Raw genomic sequence first — 20,781 nt, forward strand, 5'->3', positions numbered from 1 at the left:
TTTCCTCCTATATATAGCAATATTCAAAATAAGCACATTTCTTACATTTTGATTCATTTATAACTTCTGGTGGATTCTCCTGTGTAAGTAAATTTTCAATATTTTTAGACATTTTACAATAATAAAAAAGAGTAAAAACAAAATTGTTCTTACTCTTGGGTTACTGTATTTAATTTAATTATATTAAGTTGGCAAGTGCCCATGTTTATAGATAAATAATTAACAGCTTAGTGTGTAACAAATTAGTTTATATGTTTTTTATCTTTTAGGTCTTGATTCTAAATCTAAAACTTCTTTAGCATCAAAAAACTTTAAAAAGGCTTCTCTCCTATTTCTCATACTTAGTCCATCTATAGGCATCCTTCCTCCTTCAACTACTAAATCATTCTCGGATATTCTTTCTCCTAAATAACTATCTACCGAATAAAATATTTTAAACCCTTTTGATTGTAAATACTTAAACTTTTCACTATTAGTTTTTATAGCCGTTCCATGAGGATATACATATATTGACGTATGTCCTATAATAGGTTTAACCAGTTGTTCCCACTTATCCGCATCTCTTTTTAAAGTTTGAAAAGGTATTTTAGCATTATCTAGATGCCCATAACTATGGCTTGCAAACTTCCAACCATTTTCCTTAAGTTTATTTGCTATAACTTTTGCTTTCTTAGCTTCTTCTTCACGATTTTTTGAATCTAAGTTTGTTCTATAACCAAAAACCCCTTCATAACCAGTTAATGCTATTACACCTTTTGCACCATTTAAAGAAAAATCAGGATGTTCTTTTACAAATCGATCTAAAATCATAACTATCTCATCATATCCTATAATTTCTTTTCCATTTTGATCTTTCCTGTAGGTAGCTAAATTTCCATTCTCATCTAAAATCAGTTTAAGTGCTGTAGCTTTTCTCATACCCTCATTATATGACAAATCATCTATAGATAAAATTAATGGTTTTTTTCCTTTTGGCACTTTTAATGGCTTTTTTCTAAATAATTTTTTACCATCACTTTCATACTCTTCATATAAACTGTTGGGATCTATTAAAATATACCCTTTAGAGTACAGTGAGTTTATAACTTTCTTACTTTCTTCTACAGTAACAAGCCAGTTATCCATATTATCAGTATGCCACTTAGGGCCAGTAAATGCTGCCTTCTTATCTAATATTAATGGATGAAAAAATAGATGTTCTATTTCTCCATTATAAAATTCCATTTCCCCATTATATTTTTCACTTTTAATCTTTTTCTTATTTTTCTCATTTTTAGAAGCCATATTTTCTGATTTCTGTGATTTTATAAACTGCCTACTCCCTCTACTGTCACTAAGAATTATACTTAAAGCAGTTATAATAATCATCAGAAACAATATAACTCCAAATTTATTTTTTCTTCTCATTTCTATCCCCCTATTACTCATTTATTATTTTATGGTTAGATATTATAATAATTTATTGTGCTAAATAAAACCCTTCTAATTAATATTCATATTTTATTGATTTGTGAATAAAAAAGCTTAAAATCTAAATTTTTATTTACCTAATCCCTATATATTAACTATATGATAAATTATTGTAGAAGTGCTTGTAAATTAAAAAAGATAGCTCCTAGCCTAAGCTAAGAACTACCTCTTTCTTTTACTCTATTATAAATCCATCATAGCCTTTCTTTTTTAATGCTTCCTTTAAATTTTCTACATTTTATTTATTTCTAAAAGCTCCTACCTGAACCCTATATAAATTATCTTTTGTATTTGTTTGTGGCTTTTCTGCTAATTTATCTACTAATCCTTTTACAATTGCACCTGACATTTTCTCTGCATCAAATTTAGCCATGTCTGCTTTATTATCACAAAAACAACATTTCATAAGCATAGACTTCATTTTCGTGTTTCTTAATATATAAATACTAAAACCATCTCTAATATGTATATTATTACCTAACTTACATCTACTTGCATAACCCCAATTTGCTAAATTATTTAATACTCTAATAGCTTCTGGCAATTCCTTTCATCCATAAGTAAACACTTCTGTTCCATATGCACTACCATTTAAAGCGTTAAAATGTATGCCTACAAATAAATCTACATTGTTATTGTTTGCCTTATCCAAAAACTCAATTAATGTTAATGTATTATCAACAATATTATTAAATTCAGCTTGTTTATAACTATCTTTTGTCTTTTTTGAAATATCACTTCATAACTTTATACGTTCAACCAAGTCATTCATTAACATATATGTCGCATCATTTGATAAGGATTCTGTACAATTAAGCTCAGAAATAAACTTAATTATACTATCTGCATGTTTATCTAATTTAACCAATTTATGAAAATATTCTTGATTAGCTTTAGCATTTAATTCTTTTTCAATATCTACAACATTTCCTTCTAGTGCGTTAATACTACTACATACAACTTGTGTTGGGTTTAACTGCAATAGAAGAACTAACAAATTTACTTGGATTCCTTATAGTCTTACCTGTAACTACGTTTAAATAATAAATACTATCTTTAGTAAATAAATTTTTACCTCTACTTAAAACTTGTATTTTACCACTTTCACCTGCGGACTTAATTCCTTCAAAGCATTGTGGAATTTCTTTATTATTCCAATCCCCTTCTAAAATCATAAATTTTAAAGAACTCGTATCTTCTGAACCTATGCCACTAGAGTCATGGATAGCTGCCGTTATAATTTCTGAAATTTCACTATCAGCAGTGTTAAACACTACTACTTTATCATTAGTTGATTTAAATACAACTCTTGTTATTGTTCAACGTACCTGTGCCAAGACTATTAAATTTTTTTGCTAAATTTAAATACAACTCTTGTTATTGTTCAACCACTGTAAAATCAAGGTTTCTTAAAATTAAGAATACCATGAAACCATTGATACTTCAACATTTCCATAAAAATTTACCAGGCGATTTAATTTTTGAAAAATCACATTTTAAAATAACATCCAAGCCCTTATAAATCAATATCTTAAGCTATATTCCTATTTAAACTCACCTGGTAAATCTTATAACTTTTAATCTAATAGATTTCTATAAATTTTCTCTAACTATCTATTGTTAGCTTATCATTATGAAATGATGCTTTACGAATATCGGTGGTTACTAGCCATTTATTTTTACGTTTTACTACTGTAATAACTTCATAATAAATTCCTGAATCTACAGGTGTAGCCACATTTTCTTTAAATTTAATATCATACTTTATCATATAATATCGCACATTGTCTTTTTCATCTGCATATTTATAATTTAATTCCTTTTCAAGTAAAGGATGTTCATTTACATTTAGTTTTTTTAACTCTAAAATATCTCTCTTCTCAACTATATCGGGTATCCCCTCCAAATTTTTTAACCTTTCATCTTCTATAACTAATTTATTATATTTACCTACATCCTGTTGACTATCTATAACCTTATAATACTCTTTTATTATAGATTCTGCACTATTACTATAGATAAGTTTTACACCAAATAGTATTGAAATCATTATTATCATCATATATGATTTTTTCATGATTATCCCCTCCTAATTTGGATAAAATAAATTAATTACAATTGGAACATGATACCACAAATATTATAATATCACTAATACACTAAACTTATAAGTATTAATTTTCAAAATTTATTTAGCCAAATACAATATTTCTAACTAGTTAATATTAAATATCTTCTATCTGTTGTATAAGTAGATAATGCCCTATTAACATAATCCCCTGTATGACATGATACAAAGAGTTCTCCATTACTTGAATTTTTATAGGTTACAATTAAACTATGATACCAGTATCCTCCGCTATTTCTTAATTGAATTAAATCCCCTTTTTTAGCATTATCTTGTACAGTTAATTCCCTTGCATACCCTTTTTTTAGTAACCAACTTCTTAATTCAACAACTCTTATCCAAGCATGACTGTCCTTATACCATACATTATCTGTAGGTATACCTCCTGCATATATACATTGTGAAATAAAATTAGTACAATCTCCACCTCTGCCATTATAATCTTGATATTCAGGATTATAATTTATTGCATATTTAACAGCATATTTTGCAGCTGCAATGCCATCATAACCTGGATATTTTCTTTCTTGTATATTATTTATTTGTAAAGTATTGTGTAAATTCCTCTTATATTGTTTTACCAACTTGTCAATTTTCTTTATATTTTTATTAATCTCTAATGTTTTCTTTTCCAATTTTTTATTAATACTTTTAACCTTTTTATTAGTTTTAAATTCCCTATCAGATACCAAAAACATTTCATCTGCTAATTCATCATTATAGTAATCATGTATAATTACTAATTTACTTCCTACATTTTTTGCTAAAATTTTATGTTCTTGATTTCTAATCTTTTGAACAATATCTGAACTGGATTTTAATATTAAGTCCTCTCCATAAATAACATTAATGTATATTATATTCCCGTTAATATCTACATCATTAATTTCAGTGTATATCTTATAGTCTTTTATTTCTTCATCCTTTTTACCGTACCAATTAATAAGCCATTTTAACTTTGATTTTTTAAATTCCGCAAGTTTATTATTTCCTACTATGTTTTGTAGCTCACCTATAGTATTGTTGATAAGATTTTCATAAATCCAATTAAAATAATTATCAATTAATGCATTAATATCTTCATTAGTAATCTCATCACCTTTTATGATATAAGCATTTTTCAATGACCCATAATCCAATTTTGATTTTAATTTCATTAACTTCTTTTTCATATCTTTCTCTCCTTAATTAGTCCTATACTTATATATATGATAATCTATAACTAATTCTATATTTTTTATTTAGAATACTGTGAAGTCATATAATTACATAGTTTGAAACAAATTAATTATCATAGTATAATAGTAATTAATTACAATTATAGGGGGGATTTCTAATGATTAAAACTAAAAAGAAAGTGTTTGCAAATGTATCTTTCACAGTTCTATTATTGGTACTAATTAATACAAGTGTATTTGCAGCATATCCATCTAAAGCAACAATGGACAATACTTGGGGTTTTGAAAAAGGAGACAGCACAGAAAAACAATTAATATACCATCAACATGGTGATCTTGATTGGAAAGGTCATGTGGATTTTGCAATGAATGAAATAAATATTAATCCAGCTGATATATCTTGTTATTATGGAACTTCTGAGGATTTAGCTAATATAGTTGTTACATCTAATTATTGGCCTGATGCTACATGGTCTGGTTCTACTTATGCACCTATAGGTTTAGAACCAAAAACTATTGAATTAAATTCATCTGCAGAGCTTACAGATTGGCAAAGAGATGCCGTTACAACTCATGAATTTGTTCACATATGGGGAATAAATGATTCCAGGAACAAAAATAGCATATCTTATGGATTTACTCCAGTAAATTATAGAACCATTACTGATGATGTTACTACTTTACTTAAAAATAGATATAATGAAGAGGTGAAATAAATGATTAAAAAAATTAGTGTAATACTAGCCCTAACAGGTGTTATTAATACTAATAGTGCACTATCAACACCACCAAGTAAAGTTAATGAACCTATAAAACCCAAAGCATCAGCTTCATATATGGAGATAGATGGATTAAAAGAATTAAAAGCTAAATCAGATATCATAGTTGAAGTAGAAGGAACAGATAAGTTTGAATTAATAGATTATAAAGGTATAAAAATGAGAAAAACTACTGTGAAAATATTAGATGTTATGAAAGGAAATCCAACCCTTAAAGAAATAACAGTAGTACAAACAGAAGGGTTGGAAAGTGAAGAACCTCCAATGAAAAATGAAAAACTATTGATGTTTTTAAGAAAAGGAATAGATATAACAGATTCCTATGTACCTATAGGAGGTAACCAAGGAATATACAAAATAATAACTAAAAAAACTAAGAAAAATAGTATGACACCTAAAAAATTACCACATCTTAATGCTCCAAAGGACGATGCCATAAAAATTGTTACACCAACTTCATTAATAAACAATAAAATTTTAAGAGATTTAAATGGAAATTATGATGATATAAAAAAGAAATTAATTGAATAAAACAACAAACCTATAACTTTTTCTCAAGAATTACTCTCTTAAAAGTATCCAAAGGTTCTTCATTTTCTTTACTTACAATATCTGGAGGTAGTCCAAATTCAGTATTACAAGTTCCATCTGGATTCAATTTATAATCTATTTGATACGAAAGCATCAATCCACTGTTAGGAAGCACATCATAAACAGGACTCATAGCAGGGCTATTTCCTCCAGTAGTTGTACCAATTAATGTTGCAAATTTTGTATTTTTACAATATTCAACAAAGTCTTCACCTGATGATTGAACCTGTTCACTAACTAAAACATAAATCTTTCCTTTAAATAATTTTTCCTTTGATGATGGTTTAACATTATATGGAATTGATTTAGAAATTTCAAGATATTTTAAATCCTTTAAATCTTCTTTTCTTATTTTAGAAAGCTTTAACACCTCTGAAAAATCTTTAGTTATCTCTCTATACTCATTATTTCCATGTTTCTTCACCCATTGATCATTTACTATATCCCCATTTTTATATAGTGCATATTGATTATATAATTTTAACTCTTTATCAATATTAGGTGCCACTATACTAGTCATCCAATAACTATCTGCCCCCCCTCTATTTTCAGTTAAATCTATTACTAAATTCTTCTTATCAGAATTCTTTCTATAGAAATTTATAAGCTTATCTTTATCATTTGCTATATTATAATGATAAAAGTTATTGATTTTTATATATGCCGTGTCCTTATCAATTTCTTTAAAAGATAGGTTTTTATTATCATATAATTTATTAGATATATTGGTGAAATTTAAATTCTTTAATATTTTCTTTCCATAACTTATATTATAAATATGTTTATAGGTTTCCTCAGTTTTTTTGTTGATTGCCATTTCAAAATTATTTTTAACAATTCCACCAATTTCATTTTTACCTATAGCGTCAAAAGTGCCCCGTAACATTATATAGAAATTAAAATCCATTACATATAAATGCCCTACATTTGAAAATTTATTAATAGATTTATTTAGTATCATATTAAAATATTTAAAATCTACATTTTCTCTATTTTCTATTCTTTTACGATATCCATTTTTTATATCCTTTATAGTAACCCCATGTTTTCTCTCTATTACATTAAAGCATGGATAATTTCTTTCAAGCACATTCCACATATAATCATAATCTTCTAAAGCCTCTTTTTTGGAAAAGTTTTTTATATGCTCTGGTGCATTTTTCTTATAATAAGCCTTACCAATAAAAGATTTAGATAGAATTAGTATAATTAGTACAACCGCAAGAATTGTAATCTTTTTAAATCTTTTCATTTTCACTCCCCCACCTTACACAAAAATATTGAGATATGTTCCATTAAATGGTATCATAAAATTATATAAATTGTAATTATTATAAATATTAAATTTCTTTAAGGAGAATACTTGAATATGATTTTATTATTAATAAGCATGCTATCTTCTAAAATCTTTGATATTATATTTTTTAATTTATTGGGAGAGACAACCGGTACTCTTGGATCAATAATAGGATTTGTTTTACCTTATTCCATAGCCCTTGAAATCATTCTTAAAAAGCTTTTCTTTGAACCCAGCAGTAAAGATAGCAAATAAACTACGCTAAAAATCTTACTTCAAATTGTACAAGCTTATTAAAACTAGAGTAATATCAAATACAAAACATTCATATGTATATAGGGTGTAAACCTTTTAAACGTAAAACAAGTAGTTTTTACACTACTTACCAATATACTTATAGAAAGGGTGATTTAAAATGAAAAATCCAATGACACAACCTACAAAAGATCCTAATACAGTTTATCCAAAAGTTCCAGGAATAGATTATGATAAATTCAAACTTTCGGAAGATAAGATGACTTCAAAACAAATTAATGATGCTTTAGAAGAATTACACAATTATATATCTAATCAACAAATAAATTTTCTAGGGTATCAAATTAATCAAAGCTTTAATTATATGAAGGATTTAAAAGAATATTTAAATGTTCATATGAATAATATAGGAGACCCATTTGTATCAGGAAACTTCACGGTAAACACAAAGTTTTTAGAACGTGCTGTTCTTGATTATTTCGCTTCTCTTTGGAATGCACAATGGCCCCATGAATCCAAGGGTGATTCTAATACAAATGATTGGAAAAATAGCTACTGGGGATATGTAGTTTCCATGGGAAGTACAGAAGCTAACTTCTTTGGGATATGGAATGCTCGTGATTATTTATCTGGAAAAGCACTCTTACTTGACACAAGTACACATAAGCGAGCAAAGTCTGCAAGTATTAATGGAAATCCTCAATCTGTAGAACCAAGAGTTTTAAACTATCAGGCAAAATCCTTAGAAGATAATCCTAATATGTATACACCTATTGCCTTTTACTCACAGGATACTCATTATTCTATTATAAAAGGAATGAGAATTCTTAACTTCACAACCTTTAATGAGGCTGGAAGTGGTAAATTTGAATGCCCATTAAAATATCCAGAGGATTACCCAAAGGGGTTTTCAATTAATTACTTAGATGAAAATGGATGGCCCTTTGAAGTTCCCTCAAATAATGATGGATCAGTTTTCATACCTGCTTTGAAGAAACTAGTAGAAGCATTTGCAAGTAAAGGATATCCTATATTCGTAAACTTCAACTATGGAACTACCTTTAAAGGTTCTTATGATAATGTTGAAAAAGCTATTGATGAATTAGTGCCTATATTAAAAAAATATAACTTATACGAAAGAGAAATTATTTTTGACAAAAATAATAAAAATTCAGATACTAGAACAGGTTTCTGGTTTCATGTAGATGGAGCATTGGGAGCTGCTTACATGCCATTTTTAGAAATGACTACTGACAATGAAGATTTCCCAGTTTTTGATTTTAGATTAAAAGATGTTCATTCTATATCAATGAGTGGTCATAAATGGATTGGAGTACCTTGGCCTTGTGGAATATATATGTCTAAAATAAAGTATCAACTTCTTCCACCAGATAATCCAAACTACATTGGATCTCCAGATAGCACCTTCGCAGGTTCTAGAAATGCTTTCTCTTCCCTTATTTTATGGTACTATATAGCTACTCATTCCTATGAGGATTGCAAAAACATGATACTTGATTGTCAGGATACTGCAAAATATACAGTAGAAAAACTAAATGAGCTTTCTAAAAAGTTAGGTATAGATTTATGGGTAGAATATTCATCTAAATCTCTAACAATTAGATTTAAAGAAGCTAATCCCGACATTGTATTTAAATACTCACTATCAGGAGAAATATTATATGTTAATGGAGAAAAAAGAGCATATTCGCACATATATATTATGCCTCATGTTACAAAGGATCTTATTGATAAATTCATAAAAGATTTGAGTAAACCTGGAGCATTTCCAGAACAGGTTTCACATTTAGAAAAGGATGGTGTGAATTTTAATTCAAATTCCCATAAAGGTATTTATGTCCCTCAAATAGGACGTGGATTTAAATAAAATTTAATAATGAAAAAGAAACCCTCCTTGTGTTTAAATGAAAGTGACCAAACAACCATGAACAAGAAGGGTTTCCTTTTTAAACATTCCATATAAATGGTTATTTAATAAAATTTTATAATTTTATTTATCTTGTCCTATTATTTCATCAATTTTTCGGTTAATCTCTTCAATTCTTTTCGGACTATTTATTACCCCTTCAATTGCTTCCCCTACTATTTCTCCTTTACTATTTATCAGAAATGTTGTAGGAAACGCTGAAATTTTAGACAAAAATTCATCAATCTCTTTATCGGATTTAAGCATCAAATTTTGGTATGTCACACCTTTTGCTTTTAAAAGTTTTTTTACTTCTTCTTTATCGTCAGTTGAATCTATATCTATCCCTAACATCTTCACATTTTTTTTCTGAAATTCAGCACTCATTTTTTCAAGGTCAGGCATTTCATCCACACAAGCCTTACAACCGGCAAACCACAAATTTACCACTGTTACAGGATGTTTACTAAAAACTTTTTCATCTACAGTATTTCCTTCAAAATCTTCCCCTTGAAACTTAGGAAAAACCTTTGCATTCGATGTGGATTGAATTGATTTGCTATTTTGGGATGTATTGTCTTTCTTGTCAGAACTACATCCCACTAAAGATATAATTGTAATCACAAAAACTGCCAATAAAATTATTTTCTTCATTCTCTTTTTCATATTATTCTTCCTTTCATTTCACTTAGTCATAAGCTGTTGCTAAAACAACTAACTTCAAGTGTTTTTAAATATTTTTGTATTTTCCAATAATTTTTGTTGAGCTATTTCTTTTTTCATAACCCCAAAAGGTACTGATGGCCTTTGTAGGACAAACCTTTATACATTCTCCGCAACGTATACACTCATTGTGAGTGGTGCTTTTAGTAATATCCACGTCCATCTTGCAGACTCTTCTACATTTACCACAATTCACACAATTATCTTTATTAAAGTCATAGCTGTACAAGGATATCTTGTTGAAAAACGAATAAAATGCTCCTAATGGACATATCCATTTGCAAAAGGGCCTATAAAACATGATACTTAGCAGTATAACCATTACTAAAATAATGCTTTTTAATGCAAACAACGCTCCTAAGGAACTTCTAATTCCTTTGTTTGCTATGGATAACGGAATTCCACCTTCCAATATTCCTTGGGGACAAACATATTTACAAAAGAACGGCGAACCCATACCCACATTATTGGTTATCAAAATAGGTAAAAGCCCTACGCCCACAAATAACATCAGATACTTCAGATAAGTTAATAGTTTCAATTTTTTAGTACTGAATTTCTTAAAGGGTATCTTGTACAACAAATCCTGAAACCACCCAAACGGACAGAAAAAACCACATATAAATCTGCCCAAAAGGACGCCGAACAGTATCAATATTCCTGTTATATAGTAGGAAAAACTGAATTTTGAAGAACCTACTACAGCCTGAAAGGAGCCTATAGGGCAAGCCCCCGTAGCTGCCGGACAGGAATAACAATTTAATCCCGGTACGCACACTCGCTTTATTTGACCATTATACAAAACCCCTTTCAAAAAATTCGGAAAGTGTATATTGGTAATGAAGGTTGAAAAGGCCTGTATAATATTTCTTTTCCTATCCAATTCCAACACACTCCAAACACAATCTAATGGCTTTTGCAAAAACCGTATTCACTTCACCTCTATGCACTCCGATTATGATGAATGTTATGGCAACCAACAATGCACTGGGTGTTATTATCTTTTTATTTTTCGTTATTATCATCTTTCATTCCCCTCCTTTCCGAAACTAGTATATCATTATCAATATAAAATTTATGTAAAGAAAATTTATTTTTGATAAAAGTTGATGTAATTAGTTTAAACTTCCACTGTACATTTTGCTATCTATATTCTGAAAACTTAACACAAATATCGTACCTTGTGGCTTATTATCTCTGATAAATATTTTTCCTCCAAGAACTTTTACGATACTTTCAACCAAAGCAAGTCCAATTCCATATCCACCCAAAGCTCGATTTCTCGACTGCTCAACCCTATAAAATATGTCAAAAACTTTTTCTTTATGTTCATCGGTAATTCCAATTCCCGTATCCGCTATTTCAATTATTGTATCCGTATCATTTTTTGATAAATTTATATTGACTTTTCCATTATTTACATTGTATTTGATAGCATTTTCTATGAGATTAAACAAGACCCTTTGAATCAATCCATCATCGGTACACATACTGATGTTGTCACCAGTTATGGTTGCAGTTACACTTTTTTCCTCAGCTATTCCCTCAAGGTCAAATACAATCTCTTCTACTATGTCCTTTAGACATACATTTATCAACTTAATATTGTTACTTTTTTTAGTAAGAAGCAAAATTTTACTCACCAGGTCTGCCAATCTCTCAATGTTGAATTTCAAAGATGTGATAAGTTCTTCATATTCTTCTATATTTCTCTCACTTTTTTTGCCAAATACATCGATCTTTGAGTAAAGCACTGCCAATGGAGTTCTCAGTTCATGTGCAACGTTGGAGCTGAATTTTTTCTGACTTTCGTAATCTAAATACAATTTTTTCAGTGTCACATTGAAAGTATGGGCAAGATCTTCAATTTCATATCCGCCTTTTATTGCTACTATCTCCTGGTTTAAATCTTCAATATTGTGGATGTCTATTTCTGAAACCTGTTCCGCCAAGCTTTTCAAAGGCTTCATCATATGTGAAATGATAAAATATAAAAAGAAACATCCAATGAGTACCGTGAACAACATGATCAAAATAATGTATAATCTAAACTCTAGTGTAGATTTAACTTGTGCTTCATTAATCAGTAAATATAAATCATCATGATTAGCCGTCTGAAAAATATTCTCTATTTCTACATCAAATTCTTGAAAATAATTATTTACACATATATTGATCATAAAATTCGATAACGTCATCATACCTATAAATATGATGATAATGGTAACCATAAGTTTTACAACAATAGAATTTTTTATTTTCTTTGAAAAACTTCCATCATAGGATTTATTCTCATAATTATTTTTATTCATCAATGATATATCCCTCTCCAATTACGTTCTTGATAATATTACAACCTGCCTTATCTTTGAGTTTTCTTCGTAAGGTCGACATATGCACCCTTACTGTATTGCTTAAAAAATCTACACTATCACCCCACACATGATCCAATATTTCCTCTTGACTGACTATCCTGCTTTTATTAAGTATCAAATACTCCAAAATAGTGGTTTCTTTTTTAGTCAATTTGAAATTTTCATCATGAATTTGAACAGTTCTGCTATTGGTGTCAAACTTTATAGGCCCGCATACAATGACTGCATCTTGCTGTACGGTTTTTCGTCGGAGTAAGGACCTGATTCTAGCTTCCAATTCTTCAAAATGAAAAGGTTTGATCATATAATCATTAGCACCCAAATCCAGCCCGAGAACTCTATCCTCAACATCGCTTTTTGCCGTCAGCATAATTATATTTACTGTCTTATTGTGTTCTCTAATACTTTTTAAAACGGAAAATCCATCCATTAGAGGTAAATTGATATCCAATATTACTAAATCATAATCTTCAACAAAGCACATCTCCTCAGCTTCTTTTCCATTTTCGGCTATATCCACAACATATCCGGATAACCGTAGTCCTTCCGCTATGGATTCCAAAAGCTGTTTTTCATCTTCTACTATCAATAACTTCATTTGCTCATCTCCTTATTTTTTAAGCATTCCTCTACAAGGATTCCAATTGTTTAGCTTACTGCAAAATCAATAGTACTTAAAACTAAAAATATCATAAACCCATTGATATTTCAATGGGTTCTTACATTCTTATTGTATCATTTATAATATAATAGAAACTGATTTTTATGAACCTATGGTTCAATAATATATTCTTTATAAGAATCTAATATTGTTGGATGCTTCTTTCTTTCCACTAATTGGGTAATTATATTTTACCACTAACATTCAAATAAAATATAATATTAAAAGGAGTTGTATCAAAATTCTATTTTGATACAACCCTCTTTATCTTTAAATATTCTACTACGATTACTATTCTTTCCTACTGTACGTACCAAAAGAATTGGTATAAGCATGAGTTTCCCCATTCTTATAATTTACTTCAAGCTTTTGTCCACAAGAATAACTTTTTATGTTCTCGATTTCATCCCATTCTAAATCTTTTCCAAACATTTCTTTTAAAATTGCAGTGTCCATTTTTTGACACATTTCTCCATCTATCCAATCTATTGTTCTTACTTCATTACTCATGTTTTTATTTCCCCCTTTGTTTTTTATGGTTTCCTTATCTCTAGTTATATTATACCACTTTCTTTCAATCTATAGGTGTAGAATCTAATCCCCAAGCTACCAAAACTAAAAAAGATACAAAATAAATACTGTAAGTATATTATAAATTTTTTGAAATAAAAAGAGGTAACTAACTGCTACCTCTGAATAATTTATTTAAACTATAATGAGATTAACGTCTATTTGAACAACAATTTATATCTAGATAAACATTCTTAGTGAATATATTAACTTTACCACAGTTTGGACATTTATCATTCTTATCTTTTCTTCTGTCACTACATTCAACAGAATTGTTCATTTCCATTAACTCTTCCATATTCATATTATTCGTTTCCATTAATTCTTCACCTCTTTTTTATTTTTAAGCAAAAGTTTATAAATGAGAATTCAAATATACATTTTGAGCATATATATTAATTCTATTACATTCTTTATTATCTTTGTCCATAAAACTTTTTATAAATATTTTTCTATATTTATGGTGTATACTTTTACGTTATGCACCTACTCCTTAGTCTGTTCATATATTTATATAAATTGTTGAAAATTTTGCAAGTTTCATTGCTAATTCTAATGTTGGGTTATATTTGTTATTTTCATAGCACTAATGGTTTGCCTAGTTACACCCATTTCACTAGCTAAGTCTCCTTTTATTTTTATTTACTATACTTTTCTCCTTCAAGAAGTTTGATAAAGCTATACCTAAAGAGCCAAAAATTAATGTAAACAAAATAATGCCTTTTATATAATCTAAATGTACATCTTGTATTTTCATATGGCATACAATTAAGCTATATCCATAGTATAATACCACTTGCACAGCAAAAATAATGCCTAAAACCCAGAACTTATTTTTAATAAAACTTTTAAGTATCAATGCAAAAATAAAAACAATAGTAGGTATTGTTATAAAAAACACCATTGCAGAGTTAAAGAGTACTTCTCCCATAAAAATTCCTCCCAACAAATTAAATTTAAAATACTATTTTGCAATGATAATCATTATATAAAAAAATAAAATTATATATATTAAATATCCTCTATTACTAAATCTTCATTCTTCCGATTTTCTTTCAACCAATTTATTAACTTACTTTTGTTTTCAGTATATAATTTATGATAATCGTCTCTATATTTTTTAACTACCTTATGGTACTTTTCTGGAAATAAATCTTTTAATGCTTCATCAAAATCCATTCCCTCCGCTGGGATACTATAATCTACAAATTTATAGTCATCACTATTTAAAATTAAGCGTACTGGAACACAATCAACAAATCTTGTTTTTATCTTGTCACCTTCAAAAGTAAAATCTGATATAAAAGATGTAAGATATATATACAATTTATCTTCTTTAGTCTCCATATCATATACTTTATGGGATTCAAATGATAAATCTCCCAAAACTTCATATGATTTGCTATATTCTACAATGCGTGAAGAAATAATTTCATCTAAATTTTTTTTAAATTCTTGGCTTTTAATTGAATATTCATCTTGGATTTTTGAGTACTCATCTTCCTTTGAAGAATTACATCCAAGTAAAGCCACTAAAAAAGAAAACATTAGGATACATATAAATAGACTTTTAATTGATTTTTTCATATATCTCCCCCCATTTAATACCATTGTAACATTAAAGCAATATAAAAAAAGTAATTTTAGTATAAAACCAAATAAATATATTTTAATATGGAATTAAATAAAATTATTTAATAGAGAAGTATATAGAGAACATAGTTCCAATTGTTTATTGTTCATTTACACTTGTTGTAACTTTAATTAATGTCTTTAAGCACAAAAAAGCTAACAAAGCAATCTAATACTTTGTTAGCTTTTATTAGTTTTATATAAATTTTATTATGTTCTAAATATAACTTCTTCTTTTGAGAACATATATCTTGCAAATGAAATAGATGCAACTATATAAAAAGCTATCCATCCAAAGGTTATTGCTATATGAGTATAATTATAAATTCCAGCTAAAAATTCTTTCATAAGACATACTCCATTTGTAAGAGGTATATTAAAATAAATAAGTCCTATGTTTTTAGGGTCTTTCATCATAACCATATAAATTAATACCATGGATACAATAGTTATAGGACTTAAATAGGTTTGAGCTTCTTTAAATGATTTTGCATAAATACTAATGGCAAGTTGCAGTGCTCCAAATACCATTGTATATAAAATAGGTAAAATCATAACAAGAACTAAAGTGGCTGGTCCTAAGTTTAATCCTGCATCTCCAAACATTCCATTAGGTTGCTTCATTGTCATCATTATTCCAGTCAAATAAGCACAGGAGGTCAATATACCCATTACTGTTATTGCAAGAAATTTTCCAACAAGTAAAGACGCCCTTGAAGCTTTTGTTGTAAGAAGTGGTTCAAGGGTCCCTCTTTCTTTCTCTCCTGCTCCAAGATCTACCGCTGCTCCAATTGTACTTGTTGCACTATAGATCATTAAAAGTAATGGAATCATCATTGAAGCCATTAATTTTCCAAAACCATCTTTTTCATCTCCAATTACATTATCTACAATATTAATTGGAGTTAATAGGGACTTGTCTATATTCTTTTTTTCAAGTCGTTTTGAAACTATTTGTTTTGAATATTCATCTATATAATTTTTAATCATTGATACAGTTGTCATTGCATTATTACTTGAGTTATCATACTTTAATTCTATTTTTTCACTAGAATCCTTTGAGATGTTTTCATCAAATCCTTTTGGAATTTTAATCTGTAGATATACATCTCCTTCTTTTATATCCTCATCAATATTTTTAGAGTCTATTATCTTAACGTTTTTATGAGACTTTATGAACTCAGCAAAACTACTATTTCCTTGATCTTCTATTGCTATTTTAAGGTTATTTTCCACTTGGTCATTATCGGATTTAGCCATTTTACCAATAACAAAAGACATTACAGGTAAAAGAAGTATTGGAATTAATATACTTAATATTAGTGTTTTCTTATCTCTAAATAAATCTAAAAGTTCTTTTTTTAATACTACTCCTACTACATTTTTCATATAATCACCTTCTTTACTTTCCTATTAAATTTATAAATATTTCTTCTATGTTGTTATTATATTTATCTTCAAGTTCTTTAAGTTTTCCCTGTTCCACTATTTTACCTTTATGAATTATAACAATTCTATCACATAGCTTTTCCACTTCTGGTATTGAGTGACTTGAGAATATAATACATCTCCCATCACTTTTACATTTTAATATGAAATCTTGAACAATTTTTGCAGAAGTAACATCTAAACCTATAGTTGGCTCATCAAACAAAACAACTGATGGATTATGTACTATAGCCCTTGCAATAGCTACTTTTTGCTTCATACCTCTTGAGAATTTCCCAACTCTTCTATCAAGATATTCTGTCATTTCTAATTTTTTTGCAAGAGATTCTATACTCTTATTAATTTCTTCTTTAGACATGCCGTTAAGCTCTGCAAAATATTTTATATTCTCTCTGGCTGTAAGTCTATCATAAAGTCCAACCTCGCCACCAAATAAAATACCAATCTCTCCCCTTACTTTGTCTGGTTCCTTACTTGCATCATAACCATTTACTATAACTTCGCCCTCTGTGATTTTAAGCATAGTAGCAATCATTCTAAGAGTTGTGGTTTTACCTGCCCCATTTTCTCCAAGTAAACCAAGTATTTCTCCATCATTTGCCCTAAAATTTATTTTATCTACTGCTATTACGTCTTTTTTAAATTCTTTACTTAAGTTCTTAACTTCAATCATGGTTTTCTCTCCTTCCATTAATAATAAAAAATCTATAATTATTTATATCATATTTATAGCATAAGATATAACTTTGTATGATTTTTCAAAAGATTTAAATTCCATTGGGTGAATTATTCCTTTTAATATTTTCATTTATAGTAAGCATTATGCATTTTATGATATACTAAACTTAAATTTGTTCTATAAAAAGGAGAGAATAGCTATGAATGATAACTTTAAAACAAATGAAGAAATTTTAGAGGCTCTCAAATCAGTACTACCTTACCTTAATAGTATAACCCCTGATGATATGGTAATAGGATTAACGGATTTAGAAAAATACATAGGCTATCATAATGCAAATGAATTTGAACTAGATTTATCAGAAGGAAAACCTATAAAAGGAATTAAGACCATTGAGGATTGCATAAACAATAAAAAAGATACTAGAGATACTATTCCAGCAGAGATTTATGGACGAGCACTTAAAACCTTTTTCACACCTATATACGGCGTGAATAATGAGGTAATAGGAACCCTTAGTTCAGGAATAGATTTTGAAAATAATAAAAAACTTGTAGAAGATGTTTCTAGCTTAGTAGAGATTATAAAACAAGTTACAGAAAGTATTAATGAAGTTGCAAAATCAGCAGGTATCTTGGCAGATTCCGGTCAAAAATCTGTTGAAAAGGTAAAGGAATTAAATGATAAACAAAAGGATACAGCACAAATTCTACAACTTATACAAAACATTTCAAAGCAAACAAATTTACTAGGTTTAAATGCAGCTATAGAGGCTTCTAGAGCAGGAGAAAATGGTCGTGGTTTTGCGGTAGTGGCAACAGAAGTTAGAAAATTATCTGAACAATCTCAAAGGGCTGTAAAAAATATTGAAGCAATATTGGAAGATATGAATAACAGTGTAAGTGATATTCATAATACTATAGGAAATGTAGGTGCTATAAGCGAAGAACAAGCAGCAGCCACAGAAGAAATCTTGTCTAGTACAGAGGAAATTAATGACACTATTAATAATTTAAAATTATTTGTCCAAAGATACAAATAATTTTAAAAGGGGAACCATGAAAATAATCATGATTCCCCTATTTTATGTTTATTTTAATATGCACTTACTTTTCTTTTTATTTACCCTTTGCTGCATTCTCACCAGCAATTTTACCAAATACAGTTATATCCGCTAAAGCATTTCCTCCTAAACGGTTGCTACCATGTATACCGCCTGTTACTTCACCTGCAGCATATAATCCTGGGATTATTTTACCACTTTTATCTAATACTTCAGCATTACTATTGATTTCAATACCGCCCATAGTGTGATGAACTGTAGGCATACGAGGGCCTGCATAAAATGGTGCAGTATCAATCTTTTTATCAAATAAAGTTCTTCCAAAGGCATCCTTACCACCAGTTTCTACTGCCTTATTAAACTCCTCTACTGATTTTATAAAACTTGCAGGATCAACCTTAATCTTTTTTGCTAATTCTTCTAGGGTATCTGCCTTAAAAGCTCTACCTTGTTCTATAAGTTCTTCTATAGTTTCATTAAAGTTATTAGTTGTTTTAGCTGTTGGATAGTTTTTATGATCAAGAACTACCCACATATAGGAATCCTTTTGCTCTAATAGTGCCTTTGTCATAACATCCCTACGAGCACCTTCATCTACAAAACGTTTTCCAGATTTGTTTATAAAAATACGATTTTCAACACCTTGCTCAATATTTCCACTTAAACTTCCAGTTTTGGGATCACCCATTGGAAGTAATTGAAGGTTTTCCATACCAACAAGATTTGCTCCAACAGCTTCTGCTAAAATCATACCATCTCCTGTAGCTCCTGGGTGATTAGTAGTTTTAACTTTAGTAAGTGATGGCCAACTTTTATTATATTTATCTACCATTTTACTGTTACCAGCAAATCCTCCTGCTGCTATAACTACTCCTTTTTTAGCATGTATAGTAAGATCATCTTTTAATCCTTTTGCCTTAATTCCTACAGCTTTACCCTTTTCCATTATAATTTCTGTTGCTTCTGTATCCAATAAAACTTGAACACCTTTATTCTTATCAATGTATTTAGAATAAGTGTCTACAAATCCTGTGCCCAATGGAGTTGATGGCTTATGAGCTCTTGGCCACATTCCACCTAAAACAGTAAATACTTTATCGTTAAATTTCATACCTAAACTTTCTAACCACTCAATGGAAGGATATGCATTTTCCACAAGAGTTCTTATTAGTTTAGTATTGCCTAGCTTGTCTCCTCCTTCATAAGTTTGAGCATAGTGTTTATCAATAGAATCTTCAATTCCCTGTGCTTTTTGCCTTTTAGGATCTACTGCATTAAATGCTCCCCCTGAAAGAATTGTATTTCCACCAAGTCTTGGCATTTTTTCAACTACTATAACCTCAGAACCTTTTTGGTTGGCAGATACCGCTGCTGCAAGTCCTGCACCACCTCCACCAATTACTACAACATCAGTGGTATGTTCTACAGCTTTTCTAGCTGTTTCTTTCTTCTCTTTTTTAGTCTTTAGAGCATCAATATTTACTTCTGATTGCTTTAAAGCATTAGTAACTGCTAATATAATTGCATTACTAGTAACTGTTGCACCTGATATTGTATCTACAGCTAAACTTTGATCATCAATAATTGCCTTAGGTATTCTCTCTAGTGCTGGATCAGAAATACCAGGACTTTCTTTATGTTCAAGGATTTTGATTTCTTTAATTGATTCCTTGTCCACCGTAACCTCTAATTTAAGCTCTCCATTATGAGCCTTTGCAGTTCCTGCATATGTACCAGCCTTAAATGTTGCCACTGATTTGTCCTTAGATTGACAGCCAATTGCTGATGTCACTAGTGTAAGACAAAACAAAAAACAAAAAATTCTTTTAAATGATTTTAATTTTTTCATACATTTTCCCCCTATCTTCATAATTATGTAGTCCTTTACAAACTTAAGCAAATTATTCCATAAATGGATTCACATGATTATTATACTTAATTGTTAATATTTTGTCAATTTTCTTTTAACTTAACTAAAGATTTTTATTAGTAATAAATAATAAA

Annotated in this window: 24 protein-coding genes and 2 pseudogenes; 5 read left to right on the forward strand and 21 right to left on the reverse strand. The window is 29.0% G+C overall.

Features of this window, described 5'->3' with window-relative positions; genetic code table 11:
* Positions 1–7: 7 nt before the first annotated feature.
* The 7 genes and pseudogenes from B5D21_RS14385 to B5D21_RS06850 form a co-directional block, all read right to left on the reverse strand.
* The gene (locus tag B5D21_RS14385) at positions 8–112 is read right to left on the reverse strand and encodes a Dna2/Cas4 domain-containing protein (RefSeq protein ID WP_078688084.1); all 105 of its coding nucleotides are present in this window, start codon (positions 110–112) and stop codon (positions 8–10) included.
* Positions 113–258: 146 nt separating this feature from the next.
* Positions 259–1,407: a polysaccharide deacetylase family protein gene (locus B5D21_RS06825; RefSeq protein WP_023438413.1), complete on the reverse strand. Its 1,149-nt coding sequence runs from the start codon at positions 1,405–1,407 to the stop codon at positions 259–261.
* A gap of 340 nt (positions 1,408–1,747) precedes the next feature.
* A pseudogene (locus B5D21_RS06830) lies at positions 1,748–2,155 on the reverse strand (N-acetylmuramoyl-L-alanine amidase); the annotation flags it as partial.
* Between the two features lie 54 nt (positions 2,156–2,209).
* Positions 2,210–2,452 carry a hypothetical protein gene (locus B5D21_RS06835; protein ID WP_041744712.1) on the reverse strand — a complete coding sequence of 81 codons (243 nt, stop codon included), beginning with the start codon at positions 2,450–2,452 and terminating at the stop codon, positions 2,210–2,212.
* A complete protein-coding gene (locus B5D21_RS06840; RefSeq protein ID WP_035125170.1) occupies positions 2,421–2,744 on the reverse strand; it encodes a hypothetical protein in 324 nt (107 codons plus the stop codon). The genes B5D21_RS06835 and B5D21_RS06840 overlap by 32 nt, the downstream gene beginning before the upstream one ends.
* Positions 2,745–3,076: 332 nt before the next feature.
* Positions 3,077–3,547, reverse strand: coding sequence for a DUF4829 domain-containing protein (locus B5D21_RS06845; RefSeq protein WP_011099690.1), 471 nt, complete (start codon positions 3,545–3,547; stop codon positions 3,077–3,079).
* A gap of 134 nt (positions 3,548–3,681) precedes the next feature.
* Positions 3,682–4,770 (reverse strand): amidase domain-containing protein, encoded by a 1,089-nt coding sequence (locus B5D21_RS06850; protein WP_011099691.1) that lies wholly within the window; start codon positions 4,768–4,770, stop codon positions 3,682–3,684.
* Positions 4,771–4,934: 164 nt separating this feature from the next.
* Here B5D21_RS06850 and B5D21_RS06855 point away from each other — a divergent pair, with 164 nt between their 5' ends.
* The gene (locus B5D21_RS06855; protein WP_011099692.1) at positions 4,935–5,492 is read left to right on the forward strand and encodes a hypothetical protein; all 558 of its coding nucleotides are present in this window, start codon (positions 4,935–4,937) and stop codon (positions 5,490–5,492) included.
* The gene (locus tag B5D21_RS06860; protein ID WP_011099693.1) at positions 5,493–6,086 is read left to right on the forward strand and encodes a hypothetical protein; all 594 of its coding nucleotides are present in this window, start codon (positions 5,493–5,495) and stop codon (positions 6,084–6,086) included.
* 10 nt (positions 6,087–6,096) lie between these two features.
* On the opposite strand, the gene B5D21_RS06865 is transcribed toward B5D21_RS06860, so the two are convergent.
* On the reverse strand, positions 6,097–7,398 hold the full coding sequence (locus tag B5D21_RS06865) for a S41 family peptidase (protein WP_035125168.1): 1,302 nt from the start codon (positions 7,396–7,398) through the stop codon (positions 6,097–6,099).
* Positions 7,399–7,515: 117 nt separating this feature from the next.
* Between B5D21_RS06865 and B5D21_RS06870 the strand changes: the two genes are divergently transcribed.
* Positions 7,516–7,698 (forward strand): hypothetical protein, encoded by a 183-nt coding sequence (locus B5D21_RS06870; RefSeq protein WP_023438420.1) that lies wholly within the window; start codon positions 7,516–7,518, stop codon positions 7,696–7,698.
* A 160-nt stretch (positions 7,699–7,858) separates the two neighbouring features.
* Positions 7,859–9,586 carry a pyridoxal-dependent decarboxylase gene (locus B5D21_RS06875; protein WP_011099695.1) on the forward strand — a complete coding sequence of 576 codons (1,728 nt, stop codon included), beginning with the start codon at positions 7,859–7,861 and terminating at the stop codon, positions 9,584–9,586.
* 123 nt (positions 9,587–9,709) lie between these two features.
* Here B5D21_RS06875 and B5D21_RS06880 read toward each other — a convergent pair whose 3' ends face one another.
* From B5D21_RS06880 to B5D21_RS06925, 12 genes and pseudogenes are all read right to left on the reverse strand, one after another.
* Positions 9,710–10,291 (reverse strand): TlpA family protein disulfide reductase, encoded by a 582-nt coding sequence (locus B5D21_RS06880; protein WP_011099696.1) that lies wholly within the window; start codon positions 10,289–10,291, stop codon positions 9,710–9,712.
* 64 nt (positions 10,292–10,355) lie between these two features.
* Positions 10,356–11,270: a 4Fe-4S binding protein gene (locus B5D21_RS06885; protein ID WP_011099697.1), complete on the reverse strand. Its 915-nt coding sequence runs from the start codon at positions 11,268–11,270 to the stop codon at positions 10,356–10,358.
* Entirely contained in the window at positions 11,224–11,367 is a 144-nt protein-coding gene (locus B5D21_RS06890) for a CD1871A family CXXC motif-containing protein (protein ID WP_396336556.1), read from the reverse strand. The genes B5D21_RS06885 and B5D21_RS06890 overlap by 47 nt, the downstream gene beginning before the upstream one ends.
* A 96-nt stretch (positions 11,368–11,463) precedes the next feature.
* A complete protein-coding gene (locus B5D21_RS06895) occupies positions 11,464–12,660 on the reverse strand; it encodes a sensor histidine kinase (protein ID WP_128993784.1) in 1,197 nt (398 codons plus the stop codon).
* The gene (locus B5D21_RS06900; RefSeq protein ID WP_011099699.1) at positions 12,653–13,321 is read right to left on the reverse strand and encodes a response regulator transcription factor; all 669 of its coding nucleotides are present in this window, start codon (positions 13,319–13,321) and stop codon (positions 12,653–12,655) included. Before B5D21_RS06900 ends, B5D21_RS06895 begins: the two co-directional genes overlap by 8 nt.
* 354 nt (positions 13,322–13,675) lie before the next feature.
* Positions 13,676–13,894, reverse strand: a complete 219-nt coding sequence (locus B5D21_RS06905) for a hypothetical protein (RefSeq protein ID WP_023438427.1) — start codon at positions 13,892–13,894, stop codon at positions 13,676–13,678.
* Between the two features lie 211 nt (positions 13,895–14,105).
* The gene (locus B5D21_RS14150) at positions 14,106–14,273 is read right to left on the reverse strand and encodes a hypothetical protein (RefSeq protein ID WP_023438428.1); all 168 of its coding nucleotides are present in this window, start codon (positions 14,271–14,273) and stop codon (positions 14,106–14,108) included.
* 183 nt (positions 14,274–14,456) lie between these two features.
* Positions 14,457–14,581: pseudogene (locus tag B5D21_RS14260) on the reverse strand (helix-turn-helix transcriptional regulator); the annotation flags it as partial.
* Positions 14,571–14,885, reverse strand: a complete 315-nt coding sequence (locus tag B5D21_RS06910; protein WP_035109682.1) for a hypothetical protein — start codon at positions 14,883–14,885, stop codon at positions 14,571–14,573. The gene B5D21_RS06910 and the pseudogene B5D21_RS14260, both read right to left, overlap by 11 nt.
* An 80-nt stretch (positions 14,886–14,965) precedes the next feature.
* Positions 14,966–15,541, reverse strand: a complete 576-nt coding sequence (locus B5D21_RS06915; RefSeq protein WP_035125163.1) for a hypothetical protein — start codon at positions 15,539–15,541, stop codon at positions 14,966–14,968.
* A gap of 255 nt (positions 15,542–15,796) precedes the next feature.
* Complete coding sequence (locus B5D21_RS06920) at positions 15,797–16,975, reverse strand: ABC transporter permease (protein ID WP_011099702.1); 1,179 nt, start codon at positions 16,973–16,975, stop codon at positions 15,797–15,799.
* A 13-nt stretch (positions 16,976–16,988) separates the two neighbouring features.
* Complete coding sequence (locus B5D21_RS06925; RefSeq protein WP_035109678.1) at positions 16,989–17,708, reverse strand: ABC transporter ATP-binding protein; 720 nt, start codon at positions 17,706–17,708, stop codon at positions 16,989–16,991.
* Between the two features lie 205 nt (positions 17,709–17,913).
* On the opposite strand from B5D21_RS06925, the gene B5D21_RS06930 reads away from it, so the two are divergent.
* Positions 17,914–18,756 carry a methyl-accepting chemotaxis protein gene (locus B5D21_RS06930; RefSeq protein ID WP_035109676.1) on the forward strand — a complete coding sequence of 281 codons (843 nt, stop codon included), beginning with the start codon at positions 17,914–17,916 and terminating at the stop codon, positions 18,754–18,756.
* A gap of 76 nt (positions 18,757–18,832) precedes the next feature.
* On the opposite strand, the gene B5D21_RS06935 is transcribed toward B5D21_RS06930, so the two are convergent.
* Positions 18,833–20,626 (reverse strand): flavocytochrome c, encoded by a 1,794-nt coding sequence (locus B5D21_RS06935; RefSeq protein ID WP_052040346.1) that lies wholly within the window; start codon positions 20,624–20,626, stop codon positions 18,833–18,835.
* Positions 20,627–20,781 lie beyond the last annotated feature (155 nt).

It is taken from the genome of Clostridium tetani (genome assembly GCF_900167265.1).
GTDB classification, from domain to species: Bacteria; Bacillota; Clostridia; order Clostridiales; family Clostridiaceae; genus Clostridium_G; species Clostridium_G tetani.